The organism is Burkholderia sp. BCC0405 (assembly GCF_902833075.1).
Taxonomy (GTDB): Bacteria; Pseudomonadota; Gammaproteobacteria; order Burkholderiales; family Burkholderiaceae; genus Burkholderia.
Map to the genome: position 1 here is coordinate 42,572 of NZ_CADFEO010000011.1, position 26,884 is coordinate 69,455.

Annotated in this window: 25 protein-coding genes, 3 pseudogenes and 1 riboswitch; of the genes and pseudogenes, 13 read left to right on the forward strand and 15 right to left on the reverse strand. The window is 65.9% G+C overall.

What is annotated here, in order from left to right; genetic code table 11:
* Window positions 1-31 precede the first annotated feature (31 nt).
* Window positions 32-2,008: an ATP-dependent zinc metalloprotease FtsH gene (ftsH, locus tag HWX36_RS19430; RefSeq protein ID WP_175953769.1), complete on the reverse strand. Its 1,977-nt coding sequence runs from the start codon at window positions 2,006-2,008 to the stop codon at window positions 32-34.
* A gap of 462 nt (window positions 2,009-2,470) precedes the next feature.
* Between ftsH and HWX36_RS19435 the strand changes: the two genes are divergently transcribed.
* Both HWX36_RS19435 and HWX36_RS19440 read left to right on the forward strand, forming a co-directional pair.
* Entirely contained in the window at window positions 2,471-4,135 is a 1,665-nt protein-coding gene (locus tag HWX36_RS19435; protein ID WP_175953771.1) for an acid phosphatase, read from the forward strand.
* Window positions 4,136-4,162: 27 nt separating this feature from the next.
* Window positions 4,163-4,354, forward strand: a pseudogene (locus HWX36_RS19440) (nucleoside-diphosphate sugar epimerase); the annotation flags it as partial.
* Window positions 4,355-4,450: 96 nt separating this feature from the next.
* Here the strand turns inward: HWX36_RS19440 and HWX36_RS19445 are convergent.
* A complete protein-coding gene (locus HWX36_RS19445) occupies window positions 4,451-6,316 on the reverse strand; it encodes a phosphoenolpyruvate carboxykinase (GTP) (protein ID WP_175953774.1) in 1,866 nt (621 codons plus the stop codon).
* Between the two features lie 524 nt (window positions 6,317-6,840).
* Window positions 6,841-7,617 (reverse strand): glucose 1-dehydrogenase, encoded by a 777-nt coding sequence (locus tag HWX36_RS19450; protein WP_175953776.1) that lies wholly within the window; start codon window positions 7,615-7,617, stop codon window positions 6,841-6,843.
* A gap of 179 nt (window positions 7,618-7,796) precedes the next feature.
* Here HWX36_RS19450 and HWX36_RS37800 point away from each other — a divergent pair.
* Window positions 7,797-7,997 (forward strand): annotated as a pseudogene (locus HWX36_RS37800) (hypothetical protein); the annotation flags it as partial.
* On the opposite strand, the gene HWX36_RS19460 reads toward HWX36_RS37800, so the two are convergent.
* From HWX36_RS19460 to HWX36_RS19470, 3 genes are all read right to left on the reverse strand, one after another.
* The gene (locus tag HWX36_RS19460) at window positions 7,930-8,391 is read right to left on the reverse strand and encodes a hypothetical protein (RefSeq protein WP_244136459.1); all 462 of its coding nucleotides are present in this window, start codon (window positions 8,389-8,391) and stop codon (window positions 7,930-7,932) included. The pseudogene HWX36_RS37800 and the gene HWX36_RS19460 sit on opposite strands and share 68 nt — an antisense overlap.
* 142 nt (window positions 8,392-8,533) lie before the next feature.
* Entirely contained in the window at window positions 8,534-9,481 is a 948-nt protein-coding gene (locus tag HWX36_RS19465; RefSeq protein WP_175953777.1) for an alpha/beta fold hydrolase, read from the reverse strand.
* A gap of 91 nt (window positions 9,482-9,572) precedes the next feature.
* Window positions 9,573-10,445 (reverse strand): hypothetical protein, encoded by an 873-nt coding sequence (locus HWX36_RS19470; protein ID WP_175953779.1) that lies wholly within the window; start codon window positions 10,443-10,445, stop codon window positions 9,573-9,575.
* 244 nt (window positions 10,446-10,689) lie between these two features.
* Here HWX36_RS19470 and HWX36_RS19475 point away from each other — a divergent pair, with 244 nt between their 5' ends.
* From HWX36_RS19475 to HWX36_RS19490, 4 genes are all read left to right on the forward strand, one after another.
* On the forward strand, window positions 10,690-11,193 hold the full coding sequence (locus tag HWX36_RS19475; protein WP_175953781.1) for a YbaK/prolyl-tRNA synthetase associated domain-containing protein: 504 nt from the start codon (window positions 10,690-10,692) through the stop codon (window positions 11,191-11,193).
* A gap of 62 nt (window positions 11,194-11,255) precedes the next feature.
* A complete protein-coding gene (locus HWX36_RS19480; RefSeq protein ID WP_175953783.1) occupies window positions 11,256-11,894 on the forward strand; it encodes a helix-turn-helix transcriptional regulator in 639 nt (212 codons plus the stop codon).
* A gap of 61 nt (window positions 11,895-11,955) precedes the next feature.
* The gene (locus HWX36_RS19485; RefSeq protein ID WP_175953785.1) at window positions 11,956-12,930 is read left to right on the forward strand and encodes a threo-3-hydroxy-L-aspartate ammonia-lyase; all 975 of its coding nucleotides are present in this window, start codon (window positions 11,956-11,958) and stop codon (window positions 12,928-12,930) included.
* Window positions 12,931-13,047: 117 nt separating this feature from the next.
* Window positions 13,048-13,296 carry a hypothetical protein gene (locus HWX36_RS19490; RefSeq protein ID WP_175953787.1) on the forward strand — a complete coding sequence of 83 codons (249 nt, stop codon included), beginning with the start codon at window positions 13,048-13,050 and terminating at the stop codon, window positions 13,294-13,296.
* A gap of 35 nt (window positions 13,297-13,331) precedes the next feature.
* On the opposite strand, the gene HWX36_RS19495 is transcribed toward HWX36_RS19490, so the two are convergent.
* Together HWX36_RS19495 and HWX36_RS19500 are read right to left on the reverse strand one after the other, a co-directional pair.
* Window positions 13,332-14,003 carry an SDR family NAD(P)-dependent oxidoreductase gene (locus HWX36_RS19495; protein WP_244136460.1) on the reverse strand — a complete coding sequence of 224 codons (672 nt, stop codon included), beginning with the start codon at window positions 14,001-14,003 and terminating at the stop codon, window positions 13,332-13,334.
* Between the two features lie 21 nt (window positions 14,004-14,024).
* Entirely contained in the window at window positions 14,025-15,185 is a 1,161-nt protein-coding gene (locus HWX36_RS19500; protein ID WP_175953789.1) for an alpha/beta fold hydrolase, read from the reverse strand.
* Window positions 15,186-15,353: 168 nt separating this feature from the next.
* Between HWX36_RS19500 and HWX36_RS19505 the strand changes: the two genes are divergently transcribed.
* The 3 genes from HWX36_RS19505 (at window position 15,354) to HWX36_RS19515 (ending at window position 18,897) form a co-directional block, all read left to right on the forward strand.
* Window positions 15,354-16,292 carry a LysR family transcriptional regulator gene (locus HWX36_RS19505; RefSeq protein WP_175953791.1) on the forward strand — a complete coding sequence of 313 codons (939 nt, stop codon included), beginning with the start codon at window positions 15,354-15,356 and terminating at the stop codon, window positions 16,290-16,292.
* Between the two features lie 143 nt (window positions 16,293-16,435).
* Window positions 16,436-16,629: riboswitch (cobalamin riboswitch) on the forward strand.
* Between the two features lie 88 nt (window positions 16,630-16,717).
* On the forward strand, window positions 16,718-16,885 hold the full coding sequence (locus tag HWX36_RS19510) for a hypothetical protein (RefSeq protein ID WP_175953793.1): 168 nt from the start codon (window positions 16,718-16,720) through the stop codon (window positions 16,883-16,885).
* A gap of 83 nt (window positions 16,886-16,968) precedes the next feature.
* A complete protein-coding gene (locus HWX36_RS19515) occupies window positions 16,969-18,897 on the forward strand; it encodes a TonB-dependent receptor (protein ID WP_175953795.1) in 1,929 nt (642 codons plus the stop codon).
* A 233-nt stretch (window positions 18,898-19,130) separates the two neighbouring features.
* On the opposite strand, the gene HWX36_RS19520 is transcribed toward HWX36_RS19515, so the two are convergent.
* The 3 genes and pseudogenes from HWX36_RS19520 to HWX36_RS19530 all read right to left on the reverse strand — a co-directional run bounded on the left by HWX36_RS19520 (window position 19,131) and on the right by HWX36_RS19530 (window position 20,911).
* Window positions 19,131-19,847 (reverse strand): hypothetical protein, encoded by a 717-nt coding sequence (locus tag HWX36_RS19520; protein WP_244136461.1) that lies wholly within the window; start codon window positions 19,845-19,847, stop codon window positions 19,131-19,133.
* 153 nt (window positions 19,848-20,000) lie between these two features.
* Window positions 20,001-20,386, reverse strand: a pseudogene (locus HWX36_RS19525) (helix-turn-helix domain-containing protein); the annotation flags it as partial.
* Between the two features lie 90 nt (window positions 20,387-20,476).
* Window positions 20,477-20,911, reverse strand: coding sequence for a lysozyme inhibitor LprI family protein (locus HWX36_RS19530; protein ID WP_244136462.1), 435 nt, complete (start codon window positions 20,909-20,911; stop codon window positions 20,477-20,479).
* A gap of 448 nt (window positions 20,912-21,359) precedes the next feature.
* Here HWX36_RS19530 and HWX36_RS19535 point away from each other — a divergent pair, with 448 nt between their 5' ends.
* Both HWX36_RS19535 and HWX36_RS19540 read left to right on the forward strand, forming a co-directional pair.
* Window positions 21,360-22,205 carry a GNAT family N-acetyltransferase gene (locus HWX36_RS19535; RefSeq protein ID WP_175954118.1) on the forward strand — a complete coding sequence of 282 codons (846 nt, stop codon included), beginning with the start codon at window positions 21,360-21,362 and terminating at the stop codon, window positions 22,203-22,205.
* A gap of 96 nt (window positions 22,206-22,301) precedes the next feature.
* Window positions 22,302-22,949, forward strand: coding sequence for a LysE family translocator (locus HWX36_RS19540; protein ID WP_175953797.1), 648 nt, complete (start codon window positions 22,302-22,304; stop codon window positions 22,947-22,949).
* A gap of 116 nt (window positions 22,950-23,065) precedes the next feature.
* Here the strand turns inward: HWX36_RS19540 and HWX36_RS19545 are convergent, their stop codons facing one another.
* A complete protein-coding gene (locus HWX36_RS19545; RefSeq protein WP_175953799.1) occupies window positions 23,066-23,698 on the reverse strand; it encodes a LysE family transporter in 633 nt (210 codons plus the stop codon).
* 116 nt (window positions 23,699-23,814) lie between these two features.
* Here HWX36_RS19545 and HWX36_RS19550 point away from each other — a divergent pair, with 116 nt between their 5' ends.
* Window positions 23,815-24,276, forward strand: a complete 462-nt coding sequence (locus tag HWX36_RS19550) for an Lrp/AsnC family transcriptional regulator (protein ID WP_175953801.1) — start codon at window positions 23,815-23,817, stop codon at window positions 24,274-24,276.
* A gap of 122 nt (window positions 24,277-24,398) precedes the next feature.
* Here HWX36_RS19550 and HWX36_RS19555 read toward each other — a convergent pair whose 3' ends face one another.
* The 3 genes from HWX36_RS19555 to HWX36_RS19565 all read right to left on the reverse strand — a co-directional run bounded on the left by HWX36_RS19555 (window position 24,399) and on the right by HWX36_RS19565 (window position 26,818).
* Window positions 24,399-25,586: a collagen-like triple helix repeat-containing protein gene (locus tag HWX36_RS19555; protein ID WP_175953803.1), complete on the reverse strand. Its 1,188-nt coding sequence runs from the start codon at window positions 25,584-25,586 to the stop codon at window positions 24,399-24,401.
* Between the two features lie 403 nt (window positions 25,587-25,989).
* On the reverse strand, window positions 25,990-26,289 hold the full coding sequence (locus HWX36_RS19560) for a hypothetical protein (RefSeq protein ID WP_175953805.1): 300 nt from the start codon (window positions 26,287-26,289) through the stop codon (window positions 25,990-25,992).
* Window positions 26,290-26,569: 280 nt separating this feature from the next.
* A complete protein-coding gene (locus HWX36_RS19565) occupies window positions 26,570-26,818 on the reverse strand; it encodes a hypothetical protein (protein WP_175953807.1) in 249 nt (82 codons plus the stop codon).
* Window positions 26,819-26,884: the final 66 nt, after the last annotated feature.

A 26,884-nucleotide genomic window follows, 5' to 3' on the forward strand; every position in this document is an offset into this window, starting at 1 on the left:
GACGCGCGCCGCGCGCGGGTTCGCGGCACCTTCAGCGATCGGGTTCGCGTGGCGGCCCGTACGCGACGAAATCGCGCTCGACCGCGGACGCATGCTCCGTTTCGATCGCGCCGCCGCGTGTGCCGGCTTCGTCGTCCGGCGCTGCCGTCGTTGCGGACGGTGAATCGACGCGCCCGTCGATCAGCGCCTGCAGCGCGTCGCGTTCGAGCACCTCGCATTGCAGCAGCCGGCGTGCGATGCGTTCGAGCGCATCGCGGCGTTCGCCGAGCGTCATCGCAACCCGCGCATGCGCATCGGTCAGCAACGTGTGCACCTCGTCGTCGATCATGCGCGCGGTGTGCTCGCTGCAGCGCATCTCGCCCGCATGCCATGCGCCTGGTATGCCCTGGCGCGCCTCGCCATCGTCGAACGTCGCGAGCCCGATCTTCTCGCTCATCCCGTACTGCATGACCATGTGGCGCGCCATCGCGGTCGCGCGTTCGAGATCGTTCTGCGCGCCCGTCGACACGTCGCCGAACACGAGTTCTTCGGCAACGCGGCCGCCGAGCAGGGCGTCGATCCGGTCGAGCAGCTCGCTTCGGCGCAGCACGTAGCGATCCTCGGTCGGCACCTGCTGCGTATAGCCAAGCGCCGCGACACCGCGCGGAATGATCGACACTTTCTTCACCGGATCGCAATGCGTGCGGCTTTCCGCGACGAGCGCGTGACCGGCCTCGTGATACGCGATGGTCAGCTTCTCCTGTGCGTTCATCACGCGGCTCTTGCGCTCGAGGCCCGTCAGCGCGCGGTCGATCGCCTCGTCGAAATCGGCCATGCCGATCGCCGGCTTGCCGAGTTCGGCCGCATGCAGCGCGGCCTCGTTGACGACGTTCGCGAGATCCGCGCCGACGAAGCCCGGCGTGCGCGACGCGAGTTCGCCGAGATCGACGTCGGCCGCGAGCTTCACGCGCTTCACGTGCACGCCGAGGATCTGCCGCCGGCCGTTCACGTCGGGCCGGTCGATCGCGATGTGGCGATCGAAGCGCCCGGGCCGCAGCAGCGCGGGATCGAGGATCTCGGGCCGGTTGGTCGCGGCCATGATGATCACGCCGGAGCCGGCCTGGAAGCCGTCCATCTCGACGAGCAACTGATTGAGCGTCTGCTCGCGTTCGTCGTTGCCCGACATCGGCCCCACGCCGCGCACCTTGCCGAGCGCATCGAGCTCGTCGACGAACACGATGCACGGCGCCTTCTGCTGCGCCTGCTCGAACAGGTCGCGCACGCGCGCCGCGCCGACCCCGACGAACATCTCGACGAACGCCGAGCCGCTGATCGAGAAAAACGGCACGGCCGCCTCGCCGGCCACCGCACGCGCGAGCAGCGTCTTGCCGGTGCCAGGCGCGCCGACCACCAGCACACCCTTCGGGATCTTGCCGCCGAGCCGCTGGTAACGGTCGGGGTTGCGCAGGAATGCGACGAGTTGCTGCAGCTCGGCCTTCGCTTCGTCGATGCCCGCGATATCGTCGAACGTGATGCCGGTTTCCTGCTGCACGTACACCCGCGCGCGGCTCTTGCCCATCCCGGTGAAATCCTGCAGCCCGCCGCGCTTGCGCAGCATCATGTTCCAGATGAACACGAACAGCACGAGCGGCAGCAGCCACGACGCAAGCGACGCGATCCAGCTCGTGTCCGGTGCGCCGTGATAGCGGATGCCGGCGGCGGTCAGCGTGTCGGTCAGGTGCTCGTCGGTCACGCGGTTGGTCGTGAAGCGCCACGGCGCGCCGGCCTGCTGCACGGCCGCGACTTCGGACGCCGGCAGCATCGTGCCGGCCTGCGGCATCTTCAGCGTGCCCGTGATCGATGCCGGGCCGACTTCGAGATCGTCGACGAGCCGTGCGGCGACGAGCCGGTGGAAATCGCTGTACGCGATCGACGCCGACGACGGATGCAGCATCAGCAACTGCGCGGCGAACAGCACGAAGAAGCCCGCCGCGATCAGCAATCCCGGGTAGTCGAATTTCCTGTCCATGGCATCGGGCCGGACGTGCGCGCTACGCTAGGCGGCGCGGCACGGCGGACGGCGGACACGCGCGCAGCCGGCGCGCGGCATCGGCGGCCATGCGGAAGCGGCATTCATGCGGGCCATCGTCGCCTCGCTTCATCGCCTCGTTCGTCGCATCAATGGCGCCGCGACGACGCCTTGGGCCGGCGCCGCCGGGCAATCCTCGCCCGGGCGGCACGCTGCGACGCGCCGCCCCTGAATCAAGTCTAGTTCGCGCGCAGGCGTCGCGCATCGCCCGCGGCGCGGCTCGAATCGTCCGACCAACACCTTTCATCTGCCCCCGTTGCCGCGTTATAGTCGCGCTCATGACATTTTTGTGACAGATGCATCGCGCCGGCCCATCCGCAACGCGGGCTGTTGCTTTCCATCCCGCGGCGCGGCAGCCTGTGCGACGCCGCCGCCCACCCGCCCACTCGAGGAACCCACGACGTGAACGACACCCCCGATCGCCCCGACGACCTGCCCGCCGATCCCGACCGCCGCCGCCTGCTCGGCGGCCTCGCCGCGCTCGGCGCGGGTGTCGCGCTCAGCGGCTGCGAAACCACGGCAGGCAGCGCGCCGCGCGCCGCCGCCGACCTGCGCATCGACGAAGCGTTGCGCCAGCGCGTGCGCCACATCGTCGTGATCTATGCGGAAAATCGCAGCTTCGCGAACCTGTACGGCGATTTCCCGGGCGTGCGCCATCCGCTGAGCGAGGTGCGCCCCGAACACGCGCAGCAGCTCGATCGCGACGGCAAGACGCCGCTGCCCGTGCTGCCGAAGATCTGGGGCGGTCTCGTGCCGCAGGCGCAGGAAGTGGACGGCAAGCGCTACGCGATCGCCGAGCGCGACATCGACAAGCTGCCGAACGCGCCGTTCCTGATTACGGACGCACAGGGCAAGGCGCTGCCGAACGGCGTGATCACGCGCGACCTGTGGCACCGCTTCTACCAGAACCAGATGCAGATCGCGGGCGGCCGCAACAACCAGTTCGCCGCGTGGGCCGATTCGGGCGGCCTGGTGATGGGCCACTACCGCAATTCGGCCGACACGCTGCGGCTGTGGAATCTCGCACGGCAATACACGCTGTGCGACAACTTCTTCATGGCCGCTTTCGGCGGGTCGTGGCTGAACCACATGTACCTGATTTCCGCGCAGCCGCCGCTGTATCCGGACGCGCACAAGCATCCGCACGCAGCCAAGCTGCTGTCGAAAGTCGAAGGCGACGATCCGGCCGGCACGCGCCTGAAGCTCGCCGACGATTCGCCGGCGTCCGCGCTCGACGGCCCGCCCAAGTTCGCGGGCGACGGCCCGCTGACGCCCGACGGCTACGGCGTGAACACGATGGCGCCGCCGTACCAGCCGAGCTACGTGCCGCCGGCCGACCCGGGCAATGCCGCGTATGCGGATCCGGCCGATCATCGCGTGATGCCGCCGCAGGGCCATGCGACGATCGGTGACCGCCTGTCGGAAAAGAACGTCGACTGGGCGTGGTACAGCGGCGCGTGGCAGTACGCGCTCGAGCATCGCGACACGGGCAACGTGCCCGATTTCCAGTACCACCACCAGCCGTTCAACTATTTCGCGAACTACGCGCCCGGCACCGACGCGCGCAGCAGGCACCTGCGCGACGCCGGGCTCGGCGACGAGCCGTCGACCAACCACTTCATCGCCGACATCGACGCAGGCCGCCTGCCGGCCGTCACGTTCTACAAGCCGCAGGGCAACCTGAACATGCATGCAGGCTACGCGGACATCGAATCGGGCGACCGTCACATCGCGACCGTGATCGACCATATCCGGCGCGGGCCGCAATGGGACAACACCGTGATCGTGATGACGCACGACGAGAACGGCGGCTGGTGGGATCACGTCGCGCCGCCGGTCGGCGACCGCTGGGGGCCAGGCTCGCGGATTCCGGCGCTCGTGATCTCGCCGTTCGCGAAGAAGGGTTTCGTCGATCACACGCTGTACGACACGAACTCGATCCTGCGCTTCATCAGCCGCGTGCACGGGCTCGCGCCGCTCGACGGGGTGGTCGCGCGCAACCAGGCGTTCGCCGCGCGCGGCGCGACCCCGCCGGGCGATCTGACGAATGCGCTCGATCTCGGCTGACGGCAGGCCGGCCTGATTGCTCGGCCGGCAGGCAATCCGCAGGACGTGCCGTCGCTCGACCAGGAGCATCCGCTGCTGCCCGACCTCGCGATCTACACGGGGCGCGGCAACGTCATGTCGTACGAGCCCGATCCGGCCGACAGCGCGCTGCTGTGCTACCGGCGCGGCGACATGCAGCGCGCGGTGGACGAAGTCGTCGCGCATTGCCGCGCGCAATGAGCGAACGGCGCGCGTGCGCGGCGGATGCAAAAACGTCCCGCCGCCGGCGATGCATGCCGGCGGCGGGACGTCAGGGTACGACGTCGATGCGAACCGTCAGGCGCCGAGGCGCTGCTCGATCTTCTTCATCGTATCGGTCATTTCGGCCGGCAGCCGCAGCTTCAGCGTATCGAACAGCGCCGCATGGAGCTTCAGTTCCTCGCGCCATTCGTCGGCGTTCATCGACGTCACCGCCTCGAACTGCTCGCGCGTGAAATCGAGGCCGTCCCAGTGCAGGTCCTCATACGCCGGCGACACGCCGAACGCATGCTCGCCGCCGCCGCCCGTGTCTTCGAGGCGATCGAGCATCCACTTCAGCACGCGCATGTTCTCGCCGAAGCCCGGCCACACGAACTTGCCGTTCGCATCCTTGCGGAACCAGTTCACGCAGTAGATCTTCGGCAGTTTCGCGCCCGCGCCTTCGAGCTGCTTGCCGAGTTTCAGCCAGTGGGCGAAATAATCGCTGACGTTGTAGCCGCAGAACGGCAGCATCGCGAACGGATCGCGACGCACGACGCCCTGCTGTCCGACCGCCGCGGCGGTCGTCTCCGAGCCCATCGTCGCGGCCATGTACACGCCTTCGACCCAGTCGCGCGCCTCGGTCACCAGCGGCACGGTCGTCGAACGGCGGCCGCCGAAGATGAACGCGTCGATCGGCACGCCGGCCGGGTTCTCCCAGTCACCGTCGATCGACGGGCACTGCGCGGCCGGCGCCGTGAAGCGCGAATTCGGATGCGCAGCCTTGCGGCCCGTTTCCTTGCCAATTTCCGGCGTCCACGGGTTGCCCTGCCAGTCGGTCAGCTTCGCGGGCGGCGTGTCGGTCAGCCCTTCCCACCACACGTCGCCGTCTTCCGTCAGCGCGACGTTCGTGAAGATCACGTTTTCGGTGAGTGTCGAAATCGCGTTCGGGTTGGTCTTCACGCCGGTGCCCGGCGCGACGCCGAAGAAGCCGGCTTCCGGGTTGATCGCATACAGTCGGCCGTCGCGGCCCGGCTTCAGCCACGCGATGTCGTCGCCGATCGTCGTGACCTTCCAGCCATCGAAGCCCCGCGGCGGAATCAGCATCGCGAAGTTGGTCTTGCCGCACGCGGACGGGAACGCAGCCGCGACGTGATATTTCTTGCCCGCCGGCGACGTCACGCCGAGGATCAGCATGTGTTCGGCGAGCCAGCCCTGGTCGCGGCCCATCGTCGAAGCGATACGCAGCGCGAAACACTTCTTGCCGAGCAGCGCGTTGCCGCCGTAGCCCGAGCCGAAGCTCCAGATCTCGCGCGTTTCGGGGAAATGCACGATGTACTTGACCGGGTTGCACGGCCACGGCACGTCCTGCTGGCCGGCTTCGAGCGGATGGCCGACGCTGTGCACGCACGGCACGAACTCGCCGTCCTCGCCCAGCACGTCGTACACCTCACGGCCCATGCGCGTCATGATCCGCATGTTCACGACGACGTACGGGCTGTCGGACAGTTCGACACCGACGTGCGCGATCGGCGAGCCGAGCGGGCCCATCGAAAACGGCACGACGTACAGCGTGCGGCCACGCATCGAGCCGCGGAACAGGCCGTTGAGCGTCTCGCGCATTTCGGCGGGTTCGATCCAGTTGTTGGTCGGGCCGACGTCGTCGCGCGATGCCGCGCAGATGAACGTGCGATCCTCGACGCGCGCGACGTCGGACGGATCGGACTGCGCGAGATACGAGTTCGGGCGCTTCGCCGGGTTCAGGCGCGTGAGCGTGCCCTGGTCGACCATCGCCTGGCACAGCGCGTCGTTTTCTTCCTGCGAACCGTCACACCACACGACGCGCTCGGGCTCCGTGAGCGCTGCGATACGCGACACCCAGTCGATCAGCTTGCGATGTTTGACGAAAGCCGGCGGAGCGACGAGCGGGCCGTGCGTGGCTGCGGCCAAAGTGTTTTGCGACATGAGGATGTCTCCAGATTATTGGGCGGGGATGGGGTTGCGGGGCGAGCCCGCGAGATGGGGAATGCGATTGGAGCGCAGGGTGCGGCGGCGCGCAGGACGGGACGCGCGAGCGGAGCGCGCGTCGATACCGCGATGCATGCGAGAGAAGGTGATGTCTCTTTAGTAATTGCGAACGCGAGTTTCGCCATACAAGCAACCTGCCGTACAACGTCATGACGGCCAGCATACCATCGCCGTTATTCGGCAGACGTTGCGTTGCAACAAGAAACAACGCTGCTGGCGAGCGGGCACGCCGGTTGCCTGTGTGTTCTTTTTACAGCGCCGTTGCACGCGCTTTGGGGACGAAACGGCCAGGACGGCCGTCCGTCAACGGTTTCGCGGGACCGGCAAATCTGGCGCGCCGCTCCCGCGCGAGGCCAACGCGAACACGGGCCGTGCGAATTCACGTTTTCGCTACTCAGGCAAACCCTGAATTAGGTTGCGTACACAAACATCTGACGTGAAGGTTCGGCAAGCACCCCCGCTCAAAACGGCGCGCCGGGCAATCCGGGGTAATACGCGCCTGCCGCCATCCCGCCGTCGACGGCCAGCTCGGCGCCGTTGCAGTACGACGCTTCGTCGCTCGCGAGGAACAGCGTCGCGCGCGCGATTTCGTCGGGCAGGCCGACGCGCTGCAGCGGCGCGTTCGCATAGTGCTTGTTGATGTCCTCGAGCGGCGCGCCGGTCGGGTTCGACATCGCGGTGTTCACGCCGCCCGGATGGATCGAATTCACGCGCACGCCCTGATGGCCGAGTTCGAGCGCCGCGACCTTCGTCGGCCCGCGCACGCCCCACTTGCTCGACACGTACGCGGCCAGTGCGTTCACGCCGCGCAACCCGTCCACCGACGAGATGTTGACGATCGCCCCGCTCTTCTGCGCGATCATGCGCGGCGCGATGGTTCGGATTCCGACGAATGTCCCGACGAGGTTGATCGACACAGCGCGCTCGAAATCGTGTTTCGACAGTTCGGTGATGCCGCCGAACGTCAGCACGGCTGCATTGATGACCCATACGTCGATACGGCCGAACTGCTGGACCGTTGCTCCGGTCACGCGCACCCCGCTCGCTTCGTCGGCGACGTCGAGCCGCATGAAGCGCGCCGCGTCGCCGAGTTTGCGCGCGAGCGCTTCGCCCTGCGCGTCGAGCACGTCGCCGATCACGACGCGTGCGCCCTCCGCGACGAACAGCCTGCACGTCGCCGCGCCCATGCCACGCGCACCGCCCGTGACGATCGCTACCTTTCCTTCCAGTCGACCCATGTCGTCCGCGCTTCGAATCCGGATTGCCGGCTGCGACCTACGCGTATGCGTGAGCGTGCTTGCCGGATCATGGTTGGCACGCGGCCAGCGCCGCGCGCCTGTCGGCCTCAGCCGTCAGCCCCAGTAAGCCTGCCCGCCGTCGAGCGGCAGCGTCGCGCCCGTCTGGTATGCGGCGTCGCGGCTACGACGCGATCGTCGAGGAAGGCTTTCCGGCCGCGGCGATGACCGATCCGCATGCGTTCTTCGACGCGGTCGGCGATGACGGGAAATTCCAGCGGAATGTGGCGGAGATGATGGACAGCTGCGGGCGCTTCATCGATTTCGACAAGATCGACGTGGTGCCGACAAGTCAGTATGTGGTGAAGGCGGTTCGAGGGTAGGTTCGGGCGATCGCGTGGTGCGGCCGGCTCGCGCGAACTTGCCGAAATCCACGTATTCCTTGACGAACTTTCCCGTCGACAGAAGTGCGCGCTCGATGTCCGCGACGATCGAAACATTGTCGCGCGTCGCGGTCACGAACAGCCCCCAGAGATCTTCGTCTATTTCGTACGCGCCCCGTGCATAGGTCCAATAGCTGAAAAATTGGTCGTGAGACAAGGTGACTGCGGGTTCGTCGAGGCCGTGCGGATGCGGAACCCTGACGGCATGCATGGCATCCTGCAGGATCGCCGCGACGTCTGGAAAATCGGCAACGCGATGGTCATCCAGGACCTCGACCAGAAGATCGCTGCCGTGGAAGACTGGCCGGATCCGGAATCGAATCAGGTTGGTCATGCTCGTTCTCCTGTTTTCATCCACGGCCGAACGATCGCCCATGGCCCGCCACCGCCGATTCGGTCGGCCGTCATCGCCCGAGGTTGACTCATGCATCCACCCACCGTTACGGACGCTGGACGTTCGACATCATCCGGCCATGTCAGGCCGCCTCACCGGACAAACCGGATTCGCACGAATCCTGGCGCCGACTCACGGTCGATCCGGTCACAAACTTTGAAACCGCTTCCACCACGCCATCCGCGAGCGGCAGATCCGGGTTCGAGTACGCAGCGAGGTTTTCGTGCAGATCCGCCGTGCGGACCGTCTTGAGGGCGTGATTGGCGTCGGCGATCAGCGCCATTCCGGCTCGTGGATTGGCACGCTGCAGAAGCTCCGCGTCCTCTATGGCAACCTGGATATCCCGCGTGCCCTGCACGATGAGCACCGGCTTCGTGTAACCCGCCAGCACGGCCGCCGGATCGACGGTCAATTCGCTCATCAGGAAACGCTGGACTTGCGGCCTGAACAACGGCATGAGTGCTGGATCGATGCGGGTCGCGTCTACGCGTTTCCCGGCTTCGAGGGATGCGAGGATCGATAGTGCATTTTCCAGGACCGGGGCGTTGGCCGGGTTCGATTGCAGTTGTTGCCGCAGTACGTGCACGAGCGGGCGCCCCGCCGTGGAAACCAGGATCAGGCCGGCGATGTCGGCCGATTGCCGAGCAGCCAGCATTGCCACCAGCCCGCCCTCGCTATGCCCCAACACCCATACGCCGGGCGCCCCCGTCCGCGCCCGGATGGCCGCTACCCACGCATGGACGTCGGCCGCGTAGTCGTCGATCGTGACGTCATCGGCATCCGGTACCGCCGACGCGCTGCCGTACATGCCGCGCTTGTCGATTCGAACCGACGCGATGCTTTCATCGAGCAATCCTTCCGCGAGCAACCGGTAGGTCGACGCCTGGAGCCAGTTCGGCGCGTTGCCGTTCCTGTCGGTCGGGCCCGAGCCCGGCACGATCAGCACCACCGGGGCGTCGCCGGTATCCGGCGACAACAGCGTGCCTTTCAGCGGGCCGACGGGGCCCGGCGCTTCGATTTCCGTCTGCATGGTTTGTAGGGAATCTCGCTGATGAAAAACCATAGCCAACAGCTGCAATATGCATGAGACCGTCGATACCGGGCCCACACGCAGCCGACCTTCAGTGCCAGTCGCCGGTGAATCGACGCGGCCGATACGTCTTCTCGTTCCAGGTAAACCGCGCAGCCTTGCCCGACGCGGCCTTGCCCTTCGGACGCACAACGAGGTCGTAATGCCCGTTGGTCAGGTGAGGGCTGAACGACAGCACGTAATGAACCTGCTGCGTGTTTTCCGCATCGCACGCATCCTGCGCTGCGTCGCCCTGATCGTTGCCTTTCCCGGCCTTCGCCGCGACGCATTCCGCCGCCCCGTCCTTGTCATAGGTCGACCAGTCGGTCAATGCAGTGAAGATGGGCGTCACGCGAGCATCGGCATAGCGATACAGGCTCAGTATCTCGTTCGTATCGCTATGCGAGGTCGACGTGTAGTTATTGCTGAACCGAACGCCAAACGCGGTTTCCTGCGCGCTGATTCTGTAGGGGATCACGTCCATGGTCAGGAACGCGTTCCACAACATCGGTGACGTATCGACGCGCTCGCTTCGATCGCTCGCGAGCAGGTGGAACCCTTGCCCGTCGCGGGTCAGGACACCGGTCCACAGCGCCGCGTCGACGTCATCGGTCAAGCGCTGGACCAATGCGGCCACGACCCATAGCGGCCCTGAAGCCGCCGGCCCATGCGCCCATGGCGACAGCGCGACACCCTTGATGCTGTCGGCCGGCGCGGGATCGTTGCCCATCAGGACACGCAACGCAGCTTGCTGGTCCAGGTCGCTCACATCGCCCGCGGCAAATGTGCAATTGGCAACCCATGCCAGTACGAGCGCCAGCATCGCCTGTCCGTACCAGTGACGTTTCTTCCTGTTTCTGTCGCCTGGATATCGCTGCCGCGAGAATGAATCGTCTCGGCAATTTTCCTGCATGTCGGTCAACATTGTTCGTGTATTCCTCGTCGATCCACCTTCCAACCGGTTTCAAGCAAGCCTCGTCCGGGCCGCGGATCTGGCCGACCGCCATTGTCGACGACTTGCGCAGCGACGTCGACTGACCGTCGCTCCCCGCCTCTCACTTTGCCGCGCCATGACAAAACGTCTATACTTGGACATTCCATCGACCGACGCGCCGAAGCACCCGCCCCGGCGCGTCGCGCCCCCCCCGGCCCCACCTGCCCGGAGCGACATGAGCGACTACTCCGTTTTCGACACGCTTTGCGATCTGCTGAACACGTCCGGCGCGCGGTTCCGCGTGCTGGAGCATCCGGCCGAAGGGAAGTCCGACGCGATCGCCGCACTGCGCGGCACACGCCCCGAACAGGGCGCGAAGGCGATGCTGTGCGCATTCAAGGATGGCGGCGACGCCACCGCGCTCGCGGTCATTCCGGGTCACCTGAAGATCGATTTCCGCAAGGTCGCCGATGCGCTCGGCCGCCGCAAGGCAACACTCGCGTCGCCGGACCTCGCGGCCGCCGTCACGCGCTGCGTGATGGGCGCCGTGCCGCCGTTCGTGTTCGCCCCCGGCGTGACGCTCGTCGTCGATCCCGCCCTGGTCGAACGCAACACCGAGATCGCTTTCAACGCCGGCCGCCTCGACCGCTCCGTCGTGCTCGACGCGGCCGACTATGTGCGGATCGCGCAGCCGCTGCTCGCCGACATCACGCGGCCGGAAGCCGCGGACGGCGAATAGCATGCCGCTTGCCCCTTTCCCGAAGCCGTCGCATCGATCCGAAACCTGACCGCGAAACCATCATGACCCCCACCCGGAAACGCGCGCTGTCCGAGCAGGCATCGCTGATCGAACAGGTGCAGCGCATTGCCGAAGGGCTCGGCGCGATGTTCGCGCCGTTCACCGAGGTCGTGGTTCACGACCTGCGCACGCCGAAGCATGCGATCCTCGCGATCCACAACAACCTGTCGGGGCGCGCAGTCGGCGATCCCGCGACCGAGCTCGGCCTCGCCCGCATCGCGGACGAAGATTTCCCGCCGGTGCTCGCGAACTACCCGAACCGCTTCGCCGACGGCCGCACCGCGAAAAGCACGTCGATCGGCATCAAGGATTCGACCGGCCGTTATGTGGCCGCGCTGTGCCTGAATGCCGACGTCACGCTGTTCCGCGGTTTCCAGGGCATGCTGAACCAGTTCTGCAGCACGGACGGCGAAGCGGTTGCGGAAACGCTGGACCCCGCCGGCGCGGATGCGATCCGGCAACGCATCGACGCATTCGCGATGCGCCTCGCGACGACGCCGCGCGAACTGAAGACCGACCAGCGCCGCGAACTGATGCAGACACTGAAGGCCGACGGTTTCCTCGAAGTACGCCGCGCGATGGAGATCGTGTCGCAGCATCTCGGCGTCTCGCGCGCGACCGTCTACAACGATGCGAAATGACCCACGCGCGATACCCGCGCGGCTTTCCTGCTGACCGATTCTTACGACCACCGGGCATCCCATGAACTCTCCGACTCTCCCCACCTACGACGACGTTGCCGCCGCCGCGGCCCGACTCGAGGGCCATGCGCACCGCACGCCGGTGATGACGTCGCGGACGATCGACGAAGCGCTCGGCGCGCAAGTGTTCTTCAAGTGCGAGAACCTGCAGCGCATGGGCGCATTCAAGTTCCGCGGCGCGTTCAACGCGCTGTCGCGTTTCGACGCGGAGCAGCGCCGCAACGGCGTCGTCGCCTTCTCTTCCGGCAACCATGCGCAGGCGATCGCGCTGTCCGCGCGCATGCTCGGCATTCCCGCGACGATCGTGATGCCACAGGATGCGCCGGCCGCGAAGATGACCGCGACGCGCGGCTACGGCGGCAACGTCGTGACCTACGACCGCTACACCGAGGATCGCGAACAGATCGGGCGCGATCTCGCCGCGCGGCACGGACTCACGCTGATCCCGCCCTACGACCACCCGGACGTGATCGCCGGCCAGGGCACGGCGGCCAAGGAGCTGTTCGACGAAGTCGGCCCGCTCGATGCGGTATTCGTGCCGCTCGGCGGCGGCGGGCTGCTGTCGGGCACCGCGCTCGCCACGCGCGCGCTGTCGCCGCACGCGGCACTGTACGGCGTCGAGCCGGAAGCCGGCAACGACGGCCAGCAATCGTTCCGGTCCGGCACGATCGTGCATATCGACACGCCGCGCACGATCGCCGACGGCGCGCAGACGCAGCATCTCGGCAACCTGACGTTCCCGATCATCCGGCGCGACGTCGACGACATCCTGACCGCGACGGATGCGGAACTGGTCGACTGCATGCGCTTCCTTGCCACTCGTATGAAGATTGTGGTCGAGCCGACCGGCTGCCTGTCGTTCGCCGCGGTGCGACGGATGAAGGACGCGCTGCAGGGCAAGCGCGTGGGCGTGGTGGTCAGCGGCGGCAACGTCGATCTCGAGAACTTCTGCGCATTGGTGTCGGCGCCGGCATGAGCGTCGCGGCGCGCATGAACATTCCGTCATGCGCGCCGCATCACGCCTTCGCGTCGCGTTAAGTTTCGCGCCCTAGACTGATTAGGTTGTCCCGTAGTCAGTCGTGAAGGAGCCACCATGAAATCGCACGCGATCGTCGCCGCCGCCCTGGCGGCCGCTTCCCTTTCGGCGTTCGCTCAACCGGGCGCGACGTCATCCGGTTTCTCCGCCGCGTCGCCGCACGACGCCGTTGCGCAGGCGACGCACCGCTCGCCCGCCGCGTTGCCGCACGCCGGCTTCGTGCTCGCGAAAATCGATCAGAACAATACGCCCCCCGATCGCGGCGGCGACCCGAGCGGCCGCACGCACTCCGGCATGCACATGTGACGGCGTGCGCCGGGCGCGGCTGCCGCGCCCGGCCCTCACAACGACGGCAGCGACGGATCGCGTGAAGCGAGAATGGCGTCGGTGCGCCGCTGCAGCGCGCCGACGATCGTCTCCGGTTGCGGAATCAGCCAGTAGCGCCCTTCACGAATACCGTCGAACACCCGCTCGGCGAACGCGTCGGGCGTGAGCCCGTGCGCGTTCAGCATCGCGCGCATCGTATCGACGAAACCGCGCACTTCGGGCCGGTCGTGCGCCGCGCCGAACGGGTCGTTGAAGATGCCCGACTGCACGGGGCCCGGCGCGAGCAACGACACGACGACCGGCGCACCCAACATCTTCCGTTCTCCATAGAGCGATTCCGTCAGCGCGACCACCGCGAATTTCGTCGCCGAGTAAGGCGACATCAGCGGGCTCGGCAGGAACCCGCCGACCGACGCGGTATTCACGACCCGCGCCGGCACGTTGCGCTCGAGCATCCCTGGCAAGAAGCTGCGGATCCCGTTCAGCACGCCGTGCACGTTGATCGCGAAGCTGCGCTCGAAGCGTTCCGGCGTGATTTCCCAGGTGAAACCGGTCGCCATCACGCCAGCGTTGTTGAACAGCAGGTCGACACCGCCGAAGCGCCGCCTGGCGGCCTGCGCCAACGCGTCGACGGCTTCCGGCCGGCTGACGTCGGTCGGCACGCGCACGACCGAGTCGTGGCGCACGGCCACGTGTTCCGCTCCCGTTCAGCCGAGCCCCAGCGGATTCGAAATGCGCAGCGTCCAGCCGCCGCCCGCGCTTCGCGCCATCACCTGCGTCGCCGTACCGGTTTCGGTCCGCGTCATGCCGTCCGGACGCGCGATCGTGAGCGTCCAGTCGAGCAGCACCAGCGCGACGTCCCCGCTGACGAGCGTGCGGCGCACCCGATTGACGATCCGCGGACGCATGGCCAGCAGCGCGGCGAATTGCGACCGCAATGCCTCGCGATCGCCGGCGACGATCTCGCCGTTCGTCATCCGCATCGTCGCGTCGTCGCTGAACAGCGCGACGACCGCGTCGGCGTCGCCGGCGTTGAACGCCGTGTCGAATGCAGCCGGCACCTGCTCCGGCGTACGCGCTGCGTGAGCCAACCCGTCGGCGAAACGGCGGATCAGCCCCGCGACCGCGGCCGGCGCTTCCAGCGGCGACAGGTGGCCGACACCCGGCAGGATCTCGAAACGCGCTCGCGGAATTCTCGGCAGCAGTTCGGCCTGCAGCGTGTCGACGCGATCCACCTGATCGCGCTCGCCGGCGATCACGAGTACCGGCACGTCGATCGACGCAACCTCGGCGGTGATGTCTTCCCGCATCGCGATGTTCGGCCACGCGAATTTCGCTTGCGGCGCCCCGCGCAGACTGTCCTCGATCACCTGCTCGCGGCGGGCCGGTTCGAGCGGGCTGCCGGCAAGCACATGATCGACCAGCTGGCCAATCGACTCGCGCGTATCGTATGCGCCGGCCATGCCCGCGCGCTGCGCGTCGGGAAGTTGCATGGGCGACGGCGGCGACGGCGCGACCAGCACGACGCCTTCGAGCCCGCGCGGCCGGCGCGACGCCAGCAACTGCGCGGCCTTGCCGCCCATCGAATGGCCGACGAGCACGTAGCGCTTCAGGCCGAGCGCGGCGATCACGCCCTGCGCGTCGTCGGCCAGGTCGGCGATCGTGTAGCCGGCTTCAGGCGCCTCCGAATGCCCCCAGCCGCGATGATCGGTCGCGACGGTCCGGTATGCGTCGGACAGTTCGTCCGCGACGAATCGCCAGGTGCGGGACGAGCCGCCCCAGTAATGCAGAAAAACCAGCGCCACTTCGCCGTGCCCCTGTTCGCTGACGCGAATCCGGATGCCGTTTGCGTGAATGTCCGTTGCCATGATCGCTCCGTCAAAACCTGATGAAGAAAGGTGGAACGCGGCCTTCGCCCGGCCGGGCCCGGCCCGCGTTCGACCGTGACGTCATCGTAGAGTCGGGCACCGGATTTGATAATTGGCGATTCGCGACGTGCAGTCGATAATCGGGCTATCGAATCGAGGAGAGGGTTCATGGACCGCTTCACCTGCATCGGCGTGTTCGTGGCGGCCGTCGACGAGGGCAGCCTCGCGGCGGCGGCGCGGCGTTACGGGCTGTCCCCGGCGATGGCCGGCAAGTACGTGAGCGCGCTCGAAGCCGAGCTGAACGCGCGGCTGCTGCAACGCACGACGCGCCGCCTCAGCCTGACGGAGGTCGGCCATACGTACTATGACCGCTGCAAGCGGATACTCGAGGCGTTCGACGAAGCGAATCGCGAGGCGAGCGACTCGCAGGGCGTCGCGCGCGGCGTGTTGCGCGTCGCCGCGCCCGTGACGTTCGGCTCGATGCACCTGGGGGACGTGGTCGCGCGCTACCTGGACGCGCATCCGGGCGTCGACGTCGAGGTGCTGCTCGACGATCGCTATGCCGACCTGCTGAGCATCGGCGCGGATCTCGCGATCCGGATCGGGCGCTTGCCCGACTCGGGGCTCGTCGCGCGGCGCATCGCGCCGTGCCGCATGACGGTGTGCGCGTCGCCCGCGTATCTCGCGCGCCACGGCACGCCGCACACGCCCGACGACCTGCGGCGCGCGCACCGGCTCGCGTTCAGCGAAGCCGTGTCGGCCGGCGACTGGACGCTCGTCGATGCGGACAACCGTGCGCATGCGATCGACGGCGCCTGCCGGCTGTCCGCCAACAACATGCAGATGCTGCTGGCGGCCGCGCTGGCCGGCGCGGGCGTCGCCTACGGGCCGACCTTCGTGTTCGGCGGCCATCTGGCGCGCGGCGAACTCGTCGCGCTGCTGCCCGACTATCACGCGACGGCGCTGACGATTCAGGCCGTGTACCCGAGTGCGCGCCACGTGTCGCTCAAGATGCGCCGGTTCGTCGACTATCTGGTCGAGGCGTTCGGCGAGTCGCCGCCGTGGGACGGCCCGTGGCCCGCGCAACCGGCGCCTCCGTCCGCGTAATCCCGCCGCCATTCATCAGACTTGAACGCATTTCAATACACGTTTCGGCACCGGCTGGAAAGGAGATGGAAAGGAACCGTTGCCATTCGCGCGCATTCCGGGCAGCACGCACACGAACGATTGACGCGCCGCCGACGTGCCCATTACCCTTGCGCGCTGATGGTTCCCGGGAACGGGATCAAAAGGGAACGCAGGAGAGGCCGCGCCTCGAATCTGCGGCTGCCCCCGCAACTGTGAGCGGCGAATCCGTGCCACCGCATGCCACTGGGAAACCGGGAAGGCTGGCACGAATCAGGACCCGCGAGCCAGGAGACCTGCCATCGACCCGAGGTCCAAGCAGCCGCACCGGGCGGGGTGTCCCGATGCGCCAACACCGCCTTTGGCGGTGCCCGTTGCATGGACGGCCCGACCTCAGGATCCGCCCGATGTCCACCGTTACCGCATCCGCTTCTGCACCGGAAGCCTCGCGCCGGCACGCCGCCGGCATGCACGGCCCGCCCGCACGCGCGCGCCGCTCGCTCTCGATCGCGTCAGCCGGCATGCGCCGCGCCGACGCCCGCGACAACGGCCTGCCCGGCCCGGTCGCGCGATAACCCGATCACCGATAACAAAACCGGTGCTGCCCGCCGCCCGCCCACGATCGACGCATGCGCAGCCCGACAACAGCGACAGCCAGATGAAGATTCGACACCTCCTTGCCACGTCCGCCGCGACCGCGCTCCTCTCGCCTCTCGCCCACGCAGCCGGCGACACCGCGGTTTCGCAACCGGCCCCGGCCGCCGAAAGCGCCGACCTGCCGACAATCAACGTGACCGACACGCGTCGGCTGCCCGAGTCGTTCGACCAGCGCTATGCGACGACCCAGGTGCTCACGCGCACCGATCTCGACCGGCTGTCGCCGAGCGACCCGAGCATCACGCAGGCGCTTGCAACGCTGCCCGGCGTGACGGTCTCGCAGAACGGCGGGCCCGGTTCATCCGCGTCGGTCAGCATCCGCGGCTCGTCGGCCAGCCAGGTCGCCGTGTTCATCGACGGCATCCGGATCGGCTCGTCGACCACCGGCATCGCGCCGTGGGCGGATCTGCCGACCGAAGCGTTCGAACGCGTGGAAGTGATCTCGGGGCCGGCCGCCGCGTCGTTCGGCGCCAATGCCATGGGCGGTGTCGTGCAGCTCTTCACCCGCCGCGCGGCCAACCAGCCGAACCAGACCACCGTGTCGTTCGGCGGCGGGTCGAACAAGACATTCGACACGCAGCTGCGCACGTCGGGCACGGTGCCGTCGACCGGGCCGCTCGCCGCGCTCGGCGGGCTCACGTACTCGCTCGGCCTGCACTCGTACAACACGGCCGGCATCGACTCGACGCGGCCTTTCGCGTACGGGCATGAGGACGGCCGCAACCCGTACCACGCGCAGGATCTCGATGCGCGCCTCGGCTACGCGCGCGACAACTGGTCGATCTCGACGTTCGCGCTGTATCACCGGTCCGATCTGTCGTTCGATAATCTCGGCGGTGGCGACCGCCAGCTCGATCATCAGTTGACGACCGGTATCGCGTTCCATCTCGACATCACGCCGGACACGCAGTTCGACCAGTCGTTCGGGTATTCGAACGATCGCGAGTTCATCTACGCGAACGATCCGACCATCCCGACCGACCAGATCAATTCGCAGCGCATCAGCACGTCGACGTCGCTGACGCATCAGGAGCGCGGGTTCCATCTGTTCGGGCTGCCGCTGTCGGGCGAAACCAAGCTCGCGTACGACTTCACGCGTGAGCAGGCATTCCTGCCGATCGATATTCCAAACGGCGTGCCGACGCGCAACGATTCGGCGTTCTCGCTGCATCAGTCGGCGACGCTCGGCAGCGTGACGATGTTCCTCGCGGGGCGTCATGAAATCATCGCCGGGCAGTCGGTGAATACGGGCAACGCGGCGCTGTCGTGGGCGATCACGCCGGTGTACACGGCGCGCGTGTCGTACGGCAATGCGTTCCGGCTGCCGACGTTCAACGACCTGTACTACCCCGGCTACGGCAATCCGAATCTCAGCCCCGAGCGCAGCAATTCGGTCGAGGCCGCGATCGACGCGAACACGTCGTACGGCACGTTCACGGCCGCGATCTACGACACGCGCGTCAGCAACCTGATCGCGTACAACCCGGCGACGTTCTCGCCGATCAACATCGGCCGCGCGCATATTCGCGGGATCGACCTGTCGTACAAGGGGACGATCGGCCGCTCGACGCCGGTAAGCCTCGCGGTCGGGATCCTGAATCCGCAGGACGAGACCAACGACTCGTGGCTCAACCGCCGGCCGCGCCAGACGGTCAGCCTCAACATCGATCACACGTGGGACGAACTGCACCTGCATGCGTTGAGCACCGGGGCGTCGCTGCTTTACGGCGGCACGACGTTCGACGATCCGGCGAACTCGACCTATCTGCCTTCGTATCTGACGGTCGGGCTGCGTGCGTCATACCGGATCAATTCGCACCTGACCGTGTCGGCGACGGTGTCGAATCTGTTCGATCGGCAGTATATGACCGCGTACGGGTACAACACGCTTGGGCGGACGGCGTTCGGGAAGATCAGCTACACGTTCTGACACGTTGACGGGGAGGCCTTGGCGCGGTGTGCGGCAGGGCCTGGGGGGCAATGCGGCATTCGGGGCTTGGGGTATCGGGGCGGTGGAACGGGTGATTTCGACCCGAAGCAGCCCCTCAGATTTGCCCAAAACCGCCATTCAAAGGATGAGTCGAAGCATTTGGCCCCTGTAAGATCAGCGGGCAACGCTCAAATAGTTGACGCGCAGCGGGTGTCCCCTCAAACCAACGTTGATCATCGGCATAGCGCCGCATTGTGCAGAATTGTCCTGGCTGTCGACTGATAGTCAATCACATTGGCAGGTGGCAGCCCGAAAGTGTCGTCATCGTCGAGGTTCTGCATTGCTCTCGTCGGCGCAAGTGTCTCGAGGCATTTCGTCTTGTCGCCCAGATGGTAATGGGTCACAGCAAGTTCGCTGCGCACCCGATCGACTTCGATCCAATTCATGTAGATCGAACATTGGTCGATCAACGACGTGAAAACCGTAGCCGCTGCATCATAGCTCTTCCTCGTGTACGCTGCCCGCGCCTCTTTGATGCGTCCCGTGCGCGCACGATCGGTACATGCCGCGGGCGGCTTTCGATACAGCCCGTCGAACCATGCTCGCGCACCACAATACGATCGGCAAGCTTCGGTGTCGCTCGAGGTGACTTGCAAAGCCCTCTGTTTTTCCGAGAAAGCAAGGCGGCATGTTTCGCCGCCATCACTCACTACGCCCGTATTCTCTTTGATCGAGCCTGTTAGCGAGCATGTATGGTCGTTTGCACCAATCGTGTCAATTGTAAAGTTACCGTCTTTAACAACCAGCCTTCCGTGCTCGTGACCACCTTCAACATAAAAATATTCACCGGGCTCCATAGCCAGCACATTTGCTGCGCTAAAGGTGCCTGCAACACAAGTGAAGCTGATGAACCGCAGGATGAGATGAATCCTTCTTCGGTGCGATGCCATCGTGGTCCTTAGAAAATAGTTGGCTTTGGTTTGCGATCCATCAGACACCCCGCAAACCGAGGCATCATCAATGGGGTCTCATGGCAAGAGATAGTCGACGTTCCATATCCGTCTGTTGAAGGTCCGTTCATAGCCGAAACGATTCAATTCAAGCCAGATTCGCGACACTGCCGTCTGCGAAAGGCTCATCTCCCGGGCCACCGTGCGCGTACTCCAGTGTGTCGCGCCCTTGGGTATGGACTCCAACTTCTTTTCGCAATCACGGCATCGACTCGTGCGTCGTCGATCGATCTGGGTGCACCCGGACGCGGCGCGTCGAGCAGACCGTCCAACCGATGCATCACGTAACGCCCACGCCACTTCGAGACGGTCTGTTGAGTGATCCGCAGTTTCGCCGCGACCGTCTTGTTGTCAATGCCGTCGGTACAGGCCCGCACGATCCGCGCTCGCAATACCAACGCCTGTGCCGCCTTACGTCGCATCGTCAGGGCCGTGAGTCGATCGCGCTCCGATTCACTCACCTTCGGTCGTCCGCCCATCGCCGCCTCGTCGTGTTCGTGCATTCACCAAACACTACGACAGGTGGCAATTTATTCACCGAATTTCTAACTCACAACACTAGCGCTACGCTAACCGTGACTCACTTGCCTAAACCACGCGTTTAATTCACGCGTACGATCACGCGTTCTGTCGATTTCGCAAGTCAGTAGATCAAGATTGCGATCTTCGCCCGCCTCGTTTATCAGATACCAAGCGGTACACTCGTTGCCCAGAAAACGAACCCATTGCCGCTGAGCCTCGACAAATTTCACCTTGAGTACCGGATAGTTGACGTACTCGTCACGTGGCCGAGACATCAACTTCAAAACCTTTTGGTAAGTGCGGTTCAATTCGTCGTCTGCTTGCTGAAATTCATCTTGACTACGCTGCAGCAAGCACTCGCGCGCCACGCTATCCGGTGCGCAGCTCTGCGCTTGCGCAGCGGTGAACCACGACAATGTCAGTGCCATGGCGACGCCGAACACTACGCGACGGGCGCTGGACGCCGATGTGCCAATATGCATTCTTGCTCCTGTTCCGGCTTTTCTCATCCGCATGGCGATCGGAGTAATTCTGGTGCCGATCGCTGTCGATAGCGCCGACTGAAACACATACCGTTGACTTGTTTTTAACAAGCGCGACCAACTTCGGAAAAGCTGATTGTCAACGAACTATACGACCATGTCGAGTGACTGAAAATGGCCGATACGAGCCAATTCCAGCGCACCACGGATCCAAACAATCTCGACGCCGGCTCCACAGCTGATTCCGAACATTCGCCGGGCGCCGCCACAAGCATCCCCTTCGACCAACACCAGGCATCCCGCGACGACATGGCGTCACCTTTCCGCTCTCGGGAGGATTATGATGACTCGTTCGGCAGCCACGGGTTCGCCTGCCGGCGCCTCCCCGATGCCCAGCCCATCCCGTAACGCGACGCGGCAATCCTCTACGCCGCGACTGGGGCGAACCATGGATCAACGCGAAGACTTCATCGTGCGCACCATGTCGGCCGACGAGGTCGCCATGGCGGTCGAATGGGCGGCTGCGGAAGGCTGGAACCCCGGCCTGCACGATCCGTCGTGTTTCAGGGAAGCGGATCCTGCCGGTTTTTTCGTCGGCGTCTGGCGCGGCGAGCCGGTCGCGTGCCTTTCCGCCGTCGCCTACGACGAACGCTTCGGCTTCATCGGCCTCTACATCGTCAAACCCGGGCTTCGGGGCAAAGGCTTCGGCATGCGAATCTGGCAGCACGGCATGCATTACCTTGGAGACCGCAACATCGGGCTCGACGGGGTCGTCGCCCAGCAGGCGAACTACCGGAAGTCCGGGTTCCGGCTCGCGTACCGCAACATCCGCTACCAGGGGCGCGTGGACGGCATCGGGTGCGCGCATGTGGCGGCAGCGGCCGACGTGCCGTTCGAGCCATTGCTCGCTTACGATCGCCAGTGTTTTCCCGCAGCGCGCGAGCGTTTCGTTTCCGCGTGGATCGCGCAGCCGGATGCGTTTGCGCTCGCGACAGTCGACGCCGGCCGTATCGCCGGTTACGGTGTCGTGCGCCGTTGCAAGGCCGGCTGCAAGATCGGCCCGCTCTTCGCCGATGACGCCGGCGTCGCCACCGGGATATTTCGTGCGCTGGCGGCGCGCGTGCCCGGCGAGGTCATCGTGCTCGACGTACCGGAAACGAACCCTGCGGCCGTCGCGCTGGCGGAACGGCACGGCATGACGAGCGTCTTCGAAACCGCCCGGATGTACACGAAAGACGCGCCGGCGATTGCAATCGATCGCGTCTTCGGGGTGACGTCGTTCGAGTTGGGGTGATCGTCACGAACATGGCGACTGAACGCGCATCGAGCGGGATCGCGGGGCCGCTTTCGCCGTTGTAAACTGCGGCAAACAACCACGAAAATTCACGACATGTCATTGCATACCTACCTGCTGTTTCTGCCGGCCTGCTTTGCGCTCAATATGGCCTTCGGACCGAACAACGTCCTTTCGCTGTCCAACGGGGCACGCAACGGCGTGCTGCATTCCGTGACCGCGTCGTTCGGGCGTCTCGCGGCGTTTGCCATCATGATCGCGATAACCGGGTTCGGCCTCGGCGCATTGCTGCTCGCTTCCGAAACCTTGTTTTCGGTATTGAAGTTCGGCGGTGCAGCCTATCTCGTCTGGCTAGGTATCAAGTTGCTGCGTTCGAAGCCTGCCGAACAGCCTGTCGTCGAGACGGAGCCGGCGGTGGCCCGGAAGGACCGGGCGGACTTGCTGGTGAAGCACTGCAAACAGGAATTCTATGTGGCGGCCGGCAATCCGAAGGCCATTCTGATTTTTACGGCATTCTTTCCCCAGTTCGTCGACCGAACGCACTACACCCTCAGCTTCACCGCCCTCGGCGCGACGTTCCTGATGCTGGAACTCGTGGCCATCGTGACCTACGCCGTGATCGGCGCACGGCTGCGCTCGCTGGCGACGAACCCCAAGGGCTTCACGTGGCTGAACCGGGCCAGTGGTTCGCTGATGATCGGGTTCGGCGTGTTGCTGGCAATGCTGCGTCGGCCTGCCGCGTAATCTCTCCCTCCGGGGATGGCCGCGTGCTGTCCTCGATGTCGGGACGCTCGATGACCTGATTCGACGCATCCGGTCACGACGCGATACGCGATACGCGATACGCGCGACGCATCGACCTAAACGACACCACGCACGCCCGCGACGACCTGAATCACGCCGAATACCGCGATGACCGCGGCCGACACGCGCGACAGCCCGTGCATGAACGCGAACGACATCTTCGTGCGCAGCGCGGCGGTCGTACCGCTCAGGCACAGCCACCACGTCGCGGAACCGATGAACACGCCGGCGACCATCAACGCCACGGCCGGCCACATCGCCCCCTCCCGCGCCCCGGACAGCGGGCCGAGCGCCGCGAAGATCCCGACGAACGACAGGATCGTCATCGGGTTCGACAGCGTCAGGCCGAACGTCGTCACGAAATCGCGCAGGACGGTCGTGCGCGGCAGGTCGCGTTGCACGGTCGACGCGGCCGGCGCCTGGCGCGCGATGGTCCACGCGAGCCATACGAGAAACGCGCCGCCGCCGATTTTCAGGCCGACGGTCAGCATCGGTAATGCCGTGGCGATGCCCGCGATGCCGAGCGCACCGAGCAGGCCGTAGATCGCATCGGCGCACGCGGCGCCGACGCCCGTCGCGAATCCCGCCTGAAAACCGCGGCTCAGGCTGCGCTGGATGCACAGCATGCCGATCGGCCCGACCGGCACCGCGATCGACAGCCCCATCACGACGGATTTGATGAACAGCATCGCCTGCTCCTTGCGAGATGCAACGGGTTGAACAGGCATCGTAGGGAAAGTCCCGTCATCGCTGAATGCGGTTTTTAAGGAAAAATGGTCACTCCGCCTTAAAAAATCCCGCCGCGATGGACGATCTGGACTGGAAGGTACTGACGCTGTTGCAGGCCAACGGTCGCATCAGCTACACGGAGCTGGCGCGCCAGGTGCACCTGTCGGTGCCGGCGGTGACGGAGCGCGTGAAGCGGCTTGAAGCGGCCGGGGTCGTCGAGGGCTATACGGCCCGGATCAATCCTGCCGCGGCCGGCTATCCGGTCGGCGCGCTGATCGGCATCACCGTGCCGCAGCCGGCGAAAGCGAAATTCCTCCGGTTGCTGGAGACCATTCCCGAAGTGGTCGAATGCCATCACGTGACGGGCGCGGACTCGTACATGATGCGGCTCGCCGCGATCAGCATGACCCATCTCGAACAACTGATCGAACGCATCAACCTGTACGGCGAAACACGCACGTCGATCGTGATGTCGACGCCGCTGCCCGCACGCGGGCTGGCGCGACCGCCATCGCAGCGCGATGTCGTTCGCGATTGACGCATAGAGCAGCCCCGTCCGATCCGCTTCCCGCACGGGATCATCCAGCAATCCTGGCCGGCGGTAACCGGAGGCCAAAGTTCACTTGGCCGGTTGCCGCCGTGACGATCGGAACCGATCGCCTACTTGCCGGCCAGGCCGCCAAGCAGGCCGCCCACCAGCCCCGTCACGGGCGCGAGCGGATTGGTGAGACCACCCAGCGGCAAGCCGCCGCCCGTGCCGGTCGCGGAACCGTCGTGGACGGTCGCCGGCATGCCGCCGACCACGCTCGTCACCAGGCCGGCGACCGGCACCGCGCCGTTCGCACCGCTCGGGTTCACAAGGCCGCCCACATTGGTCACGGTGTTGCCGACCGCGCGAACGAGTCCGCCGACGCCACCGACCAGCGGCTGGGGCGACGTGGACGTCACCTTCCATCCCGCCGACGTGATCGCGCCGCCGATCTGCCCGAGCAGGCCGGCGACCGGCTGTCCGAGGCCGGTTGCCGTGCCGACCTGCTGCGTGACCTGGCCGACGGTCGTGACGAGCGGCGTGATCGCCGTGCTGATCGCCTGCGTCGTCTGCTGGACCGGGCCCGACGAAAGCGCCGAGCCGAGCGTGGTGCCGCCCGTCGTGATGCCACCGGCCACGGTGTCGAGCAGGCCGCCGACCGGCGTCGTGAGCGGCGCCAACGGCGACAGCGGGCCGGTGCCGAGCGCCTTCACCGTTTCGCCGAGGCCGGTGACCGGGTTGCTGACCGAGCCGACGATGGTGCCAAGCCCGGCGACCGTCGTGCCGACGGGGTTCGCCGTGAAGCCGATCTGGCCGATGCCGTTGCTCACGGCGTTCGTCGTGTCGCGGATGATCGTGCCGGCGCCCGTGACCGTATCGCCGAGGCCGGTGGTCACGCCCTTGCCCACAGGCGGGCTCACGCCGCTGATCGTGACGCCCGCGTCAATGACGGCCGCGCCGACGGAGCTGATGATGCCGTTGGTGCCTGGGGTGCCGCTGGTTCCGCTCGTACCGCCGGTTCCGCTTGTGCCACTGGTTCCGCTCGTGCCACTGGTTCCGCTCGTGCCACTGGTTCCGCTCGTGCCACTGGTTCCACTCGTGCCGCTGGTTCCGCTCGTGCCACTGGTTCCACTCGTGCCGCTGGTTCCACTCGTGCCGCTGGTCCCACTCGTGCCGCTGGTCCCGCTCGTACTTGTCGTTCCGACGTTGTTACCGCCCGGCGTCGGCGATGTGACATCGCTGCCGCCGCACGCAGCCAATGCGCAAGCCGCGGCAATGGCGGCGACCGCAGCATTCGCCTTGATGAAATGATTTTGCATGGAAGCCCCGTTCGCTTTTCAGCTCGATCATCCTGACAAGCATCTATCGTGCCATTGCGATCGGCATCAACGACGGCTTCACACACACCGGACTACCGCACTCCAACGAACATCCGGGCCGCGACGCATGAGATCCGCACTCGGCCCCACCCCTGCGATCAAGCCCCGCGTCCCGGGTAACACGGGCGTAACGCGGGCCGTGCGTTACGTAGCATCGTGTGACGAAAGACGCAGTCCCGCCCCTGGCGCCATCGCGTCGTGCGATGCACGGGGAAATCGAAACCGTCACGACGCTCCGAGTTGACGCTTGAAACCCGTGTGTCAAGAACACACGCAAGACGTTTCGACACGCTCACGCGGGGCCGCACCGGCGAGCGCCGGCTCACCCACTCCCGCATGAATCTCACACGAACAGCGACGCGACGATCGCGCACCACACCGCACCCACGCCGCACAGAAACACGCGCCGCGCGACGAACATCCACGCCTCGTCGTCGGGTGCTTTCATCGGCGATGTCGCGAGAAACGGCACGCTGGCGAGGCACGCGAAGCCGGCCAGCGCGGGCAGGATCACGACGTAGTCGCCGAACCGCCACGGCAGCGGCTCGTGCAACCCCCAGTAGCCGAGAAACAGCATCCCCATCGAAAACATCGTCGCGGCGGCCGAACTGAGCGCGACCACCGACCCCGTCGGAAATTGCATGGGAACCTCCCCTCGCGCGGCGTGCGCGACGCCGGATCATTATCCGGGCACGGAAGGAATTAGCACAACGACCGCCGATGGCGGCGCATGGCGATCGAGGCCCGCAGCGGCGTCTGCGCCGACCAATGCATCGACGATCGAAAGCATCCCGAACCTGTTGGCCGGTTGCGCCTGCGGCGCGAGGATCCGCATGCAGCACGGACTATCGCGGCGATGCTTCACCGATGCGCGTTGTCACGGATTGACAGCAATCGCTATCGCGCGGAAGAAGCGCCATCCTTCAACCCGGCTTCTTCGCGGCCTGTACGACGGAAATCCAGCCCACCGCAGCCGCCGCGACCCAGCAGCAGGCGATCATCAGGTCGAGATCCATCCAGCCTTCGAAATTCGCGCCGTTTTCGAAACTGCAGCGCTGATGGCCCCTGACCCACACGCAGCCACTGATGAACTGCTGGATGTGCATATAGACGCTGTAGACGGCAAAAGCCGACGCAATGACTGTGAACCTCAAACGGACGTTCTTTTTCATGTCACGCGGATGCCGGTGGGAAAGCCTGTGCCGATCTTACGGCAACGGCAACCTGCCCGGCAATCC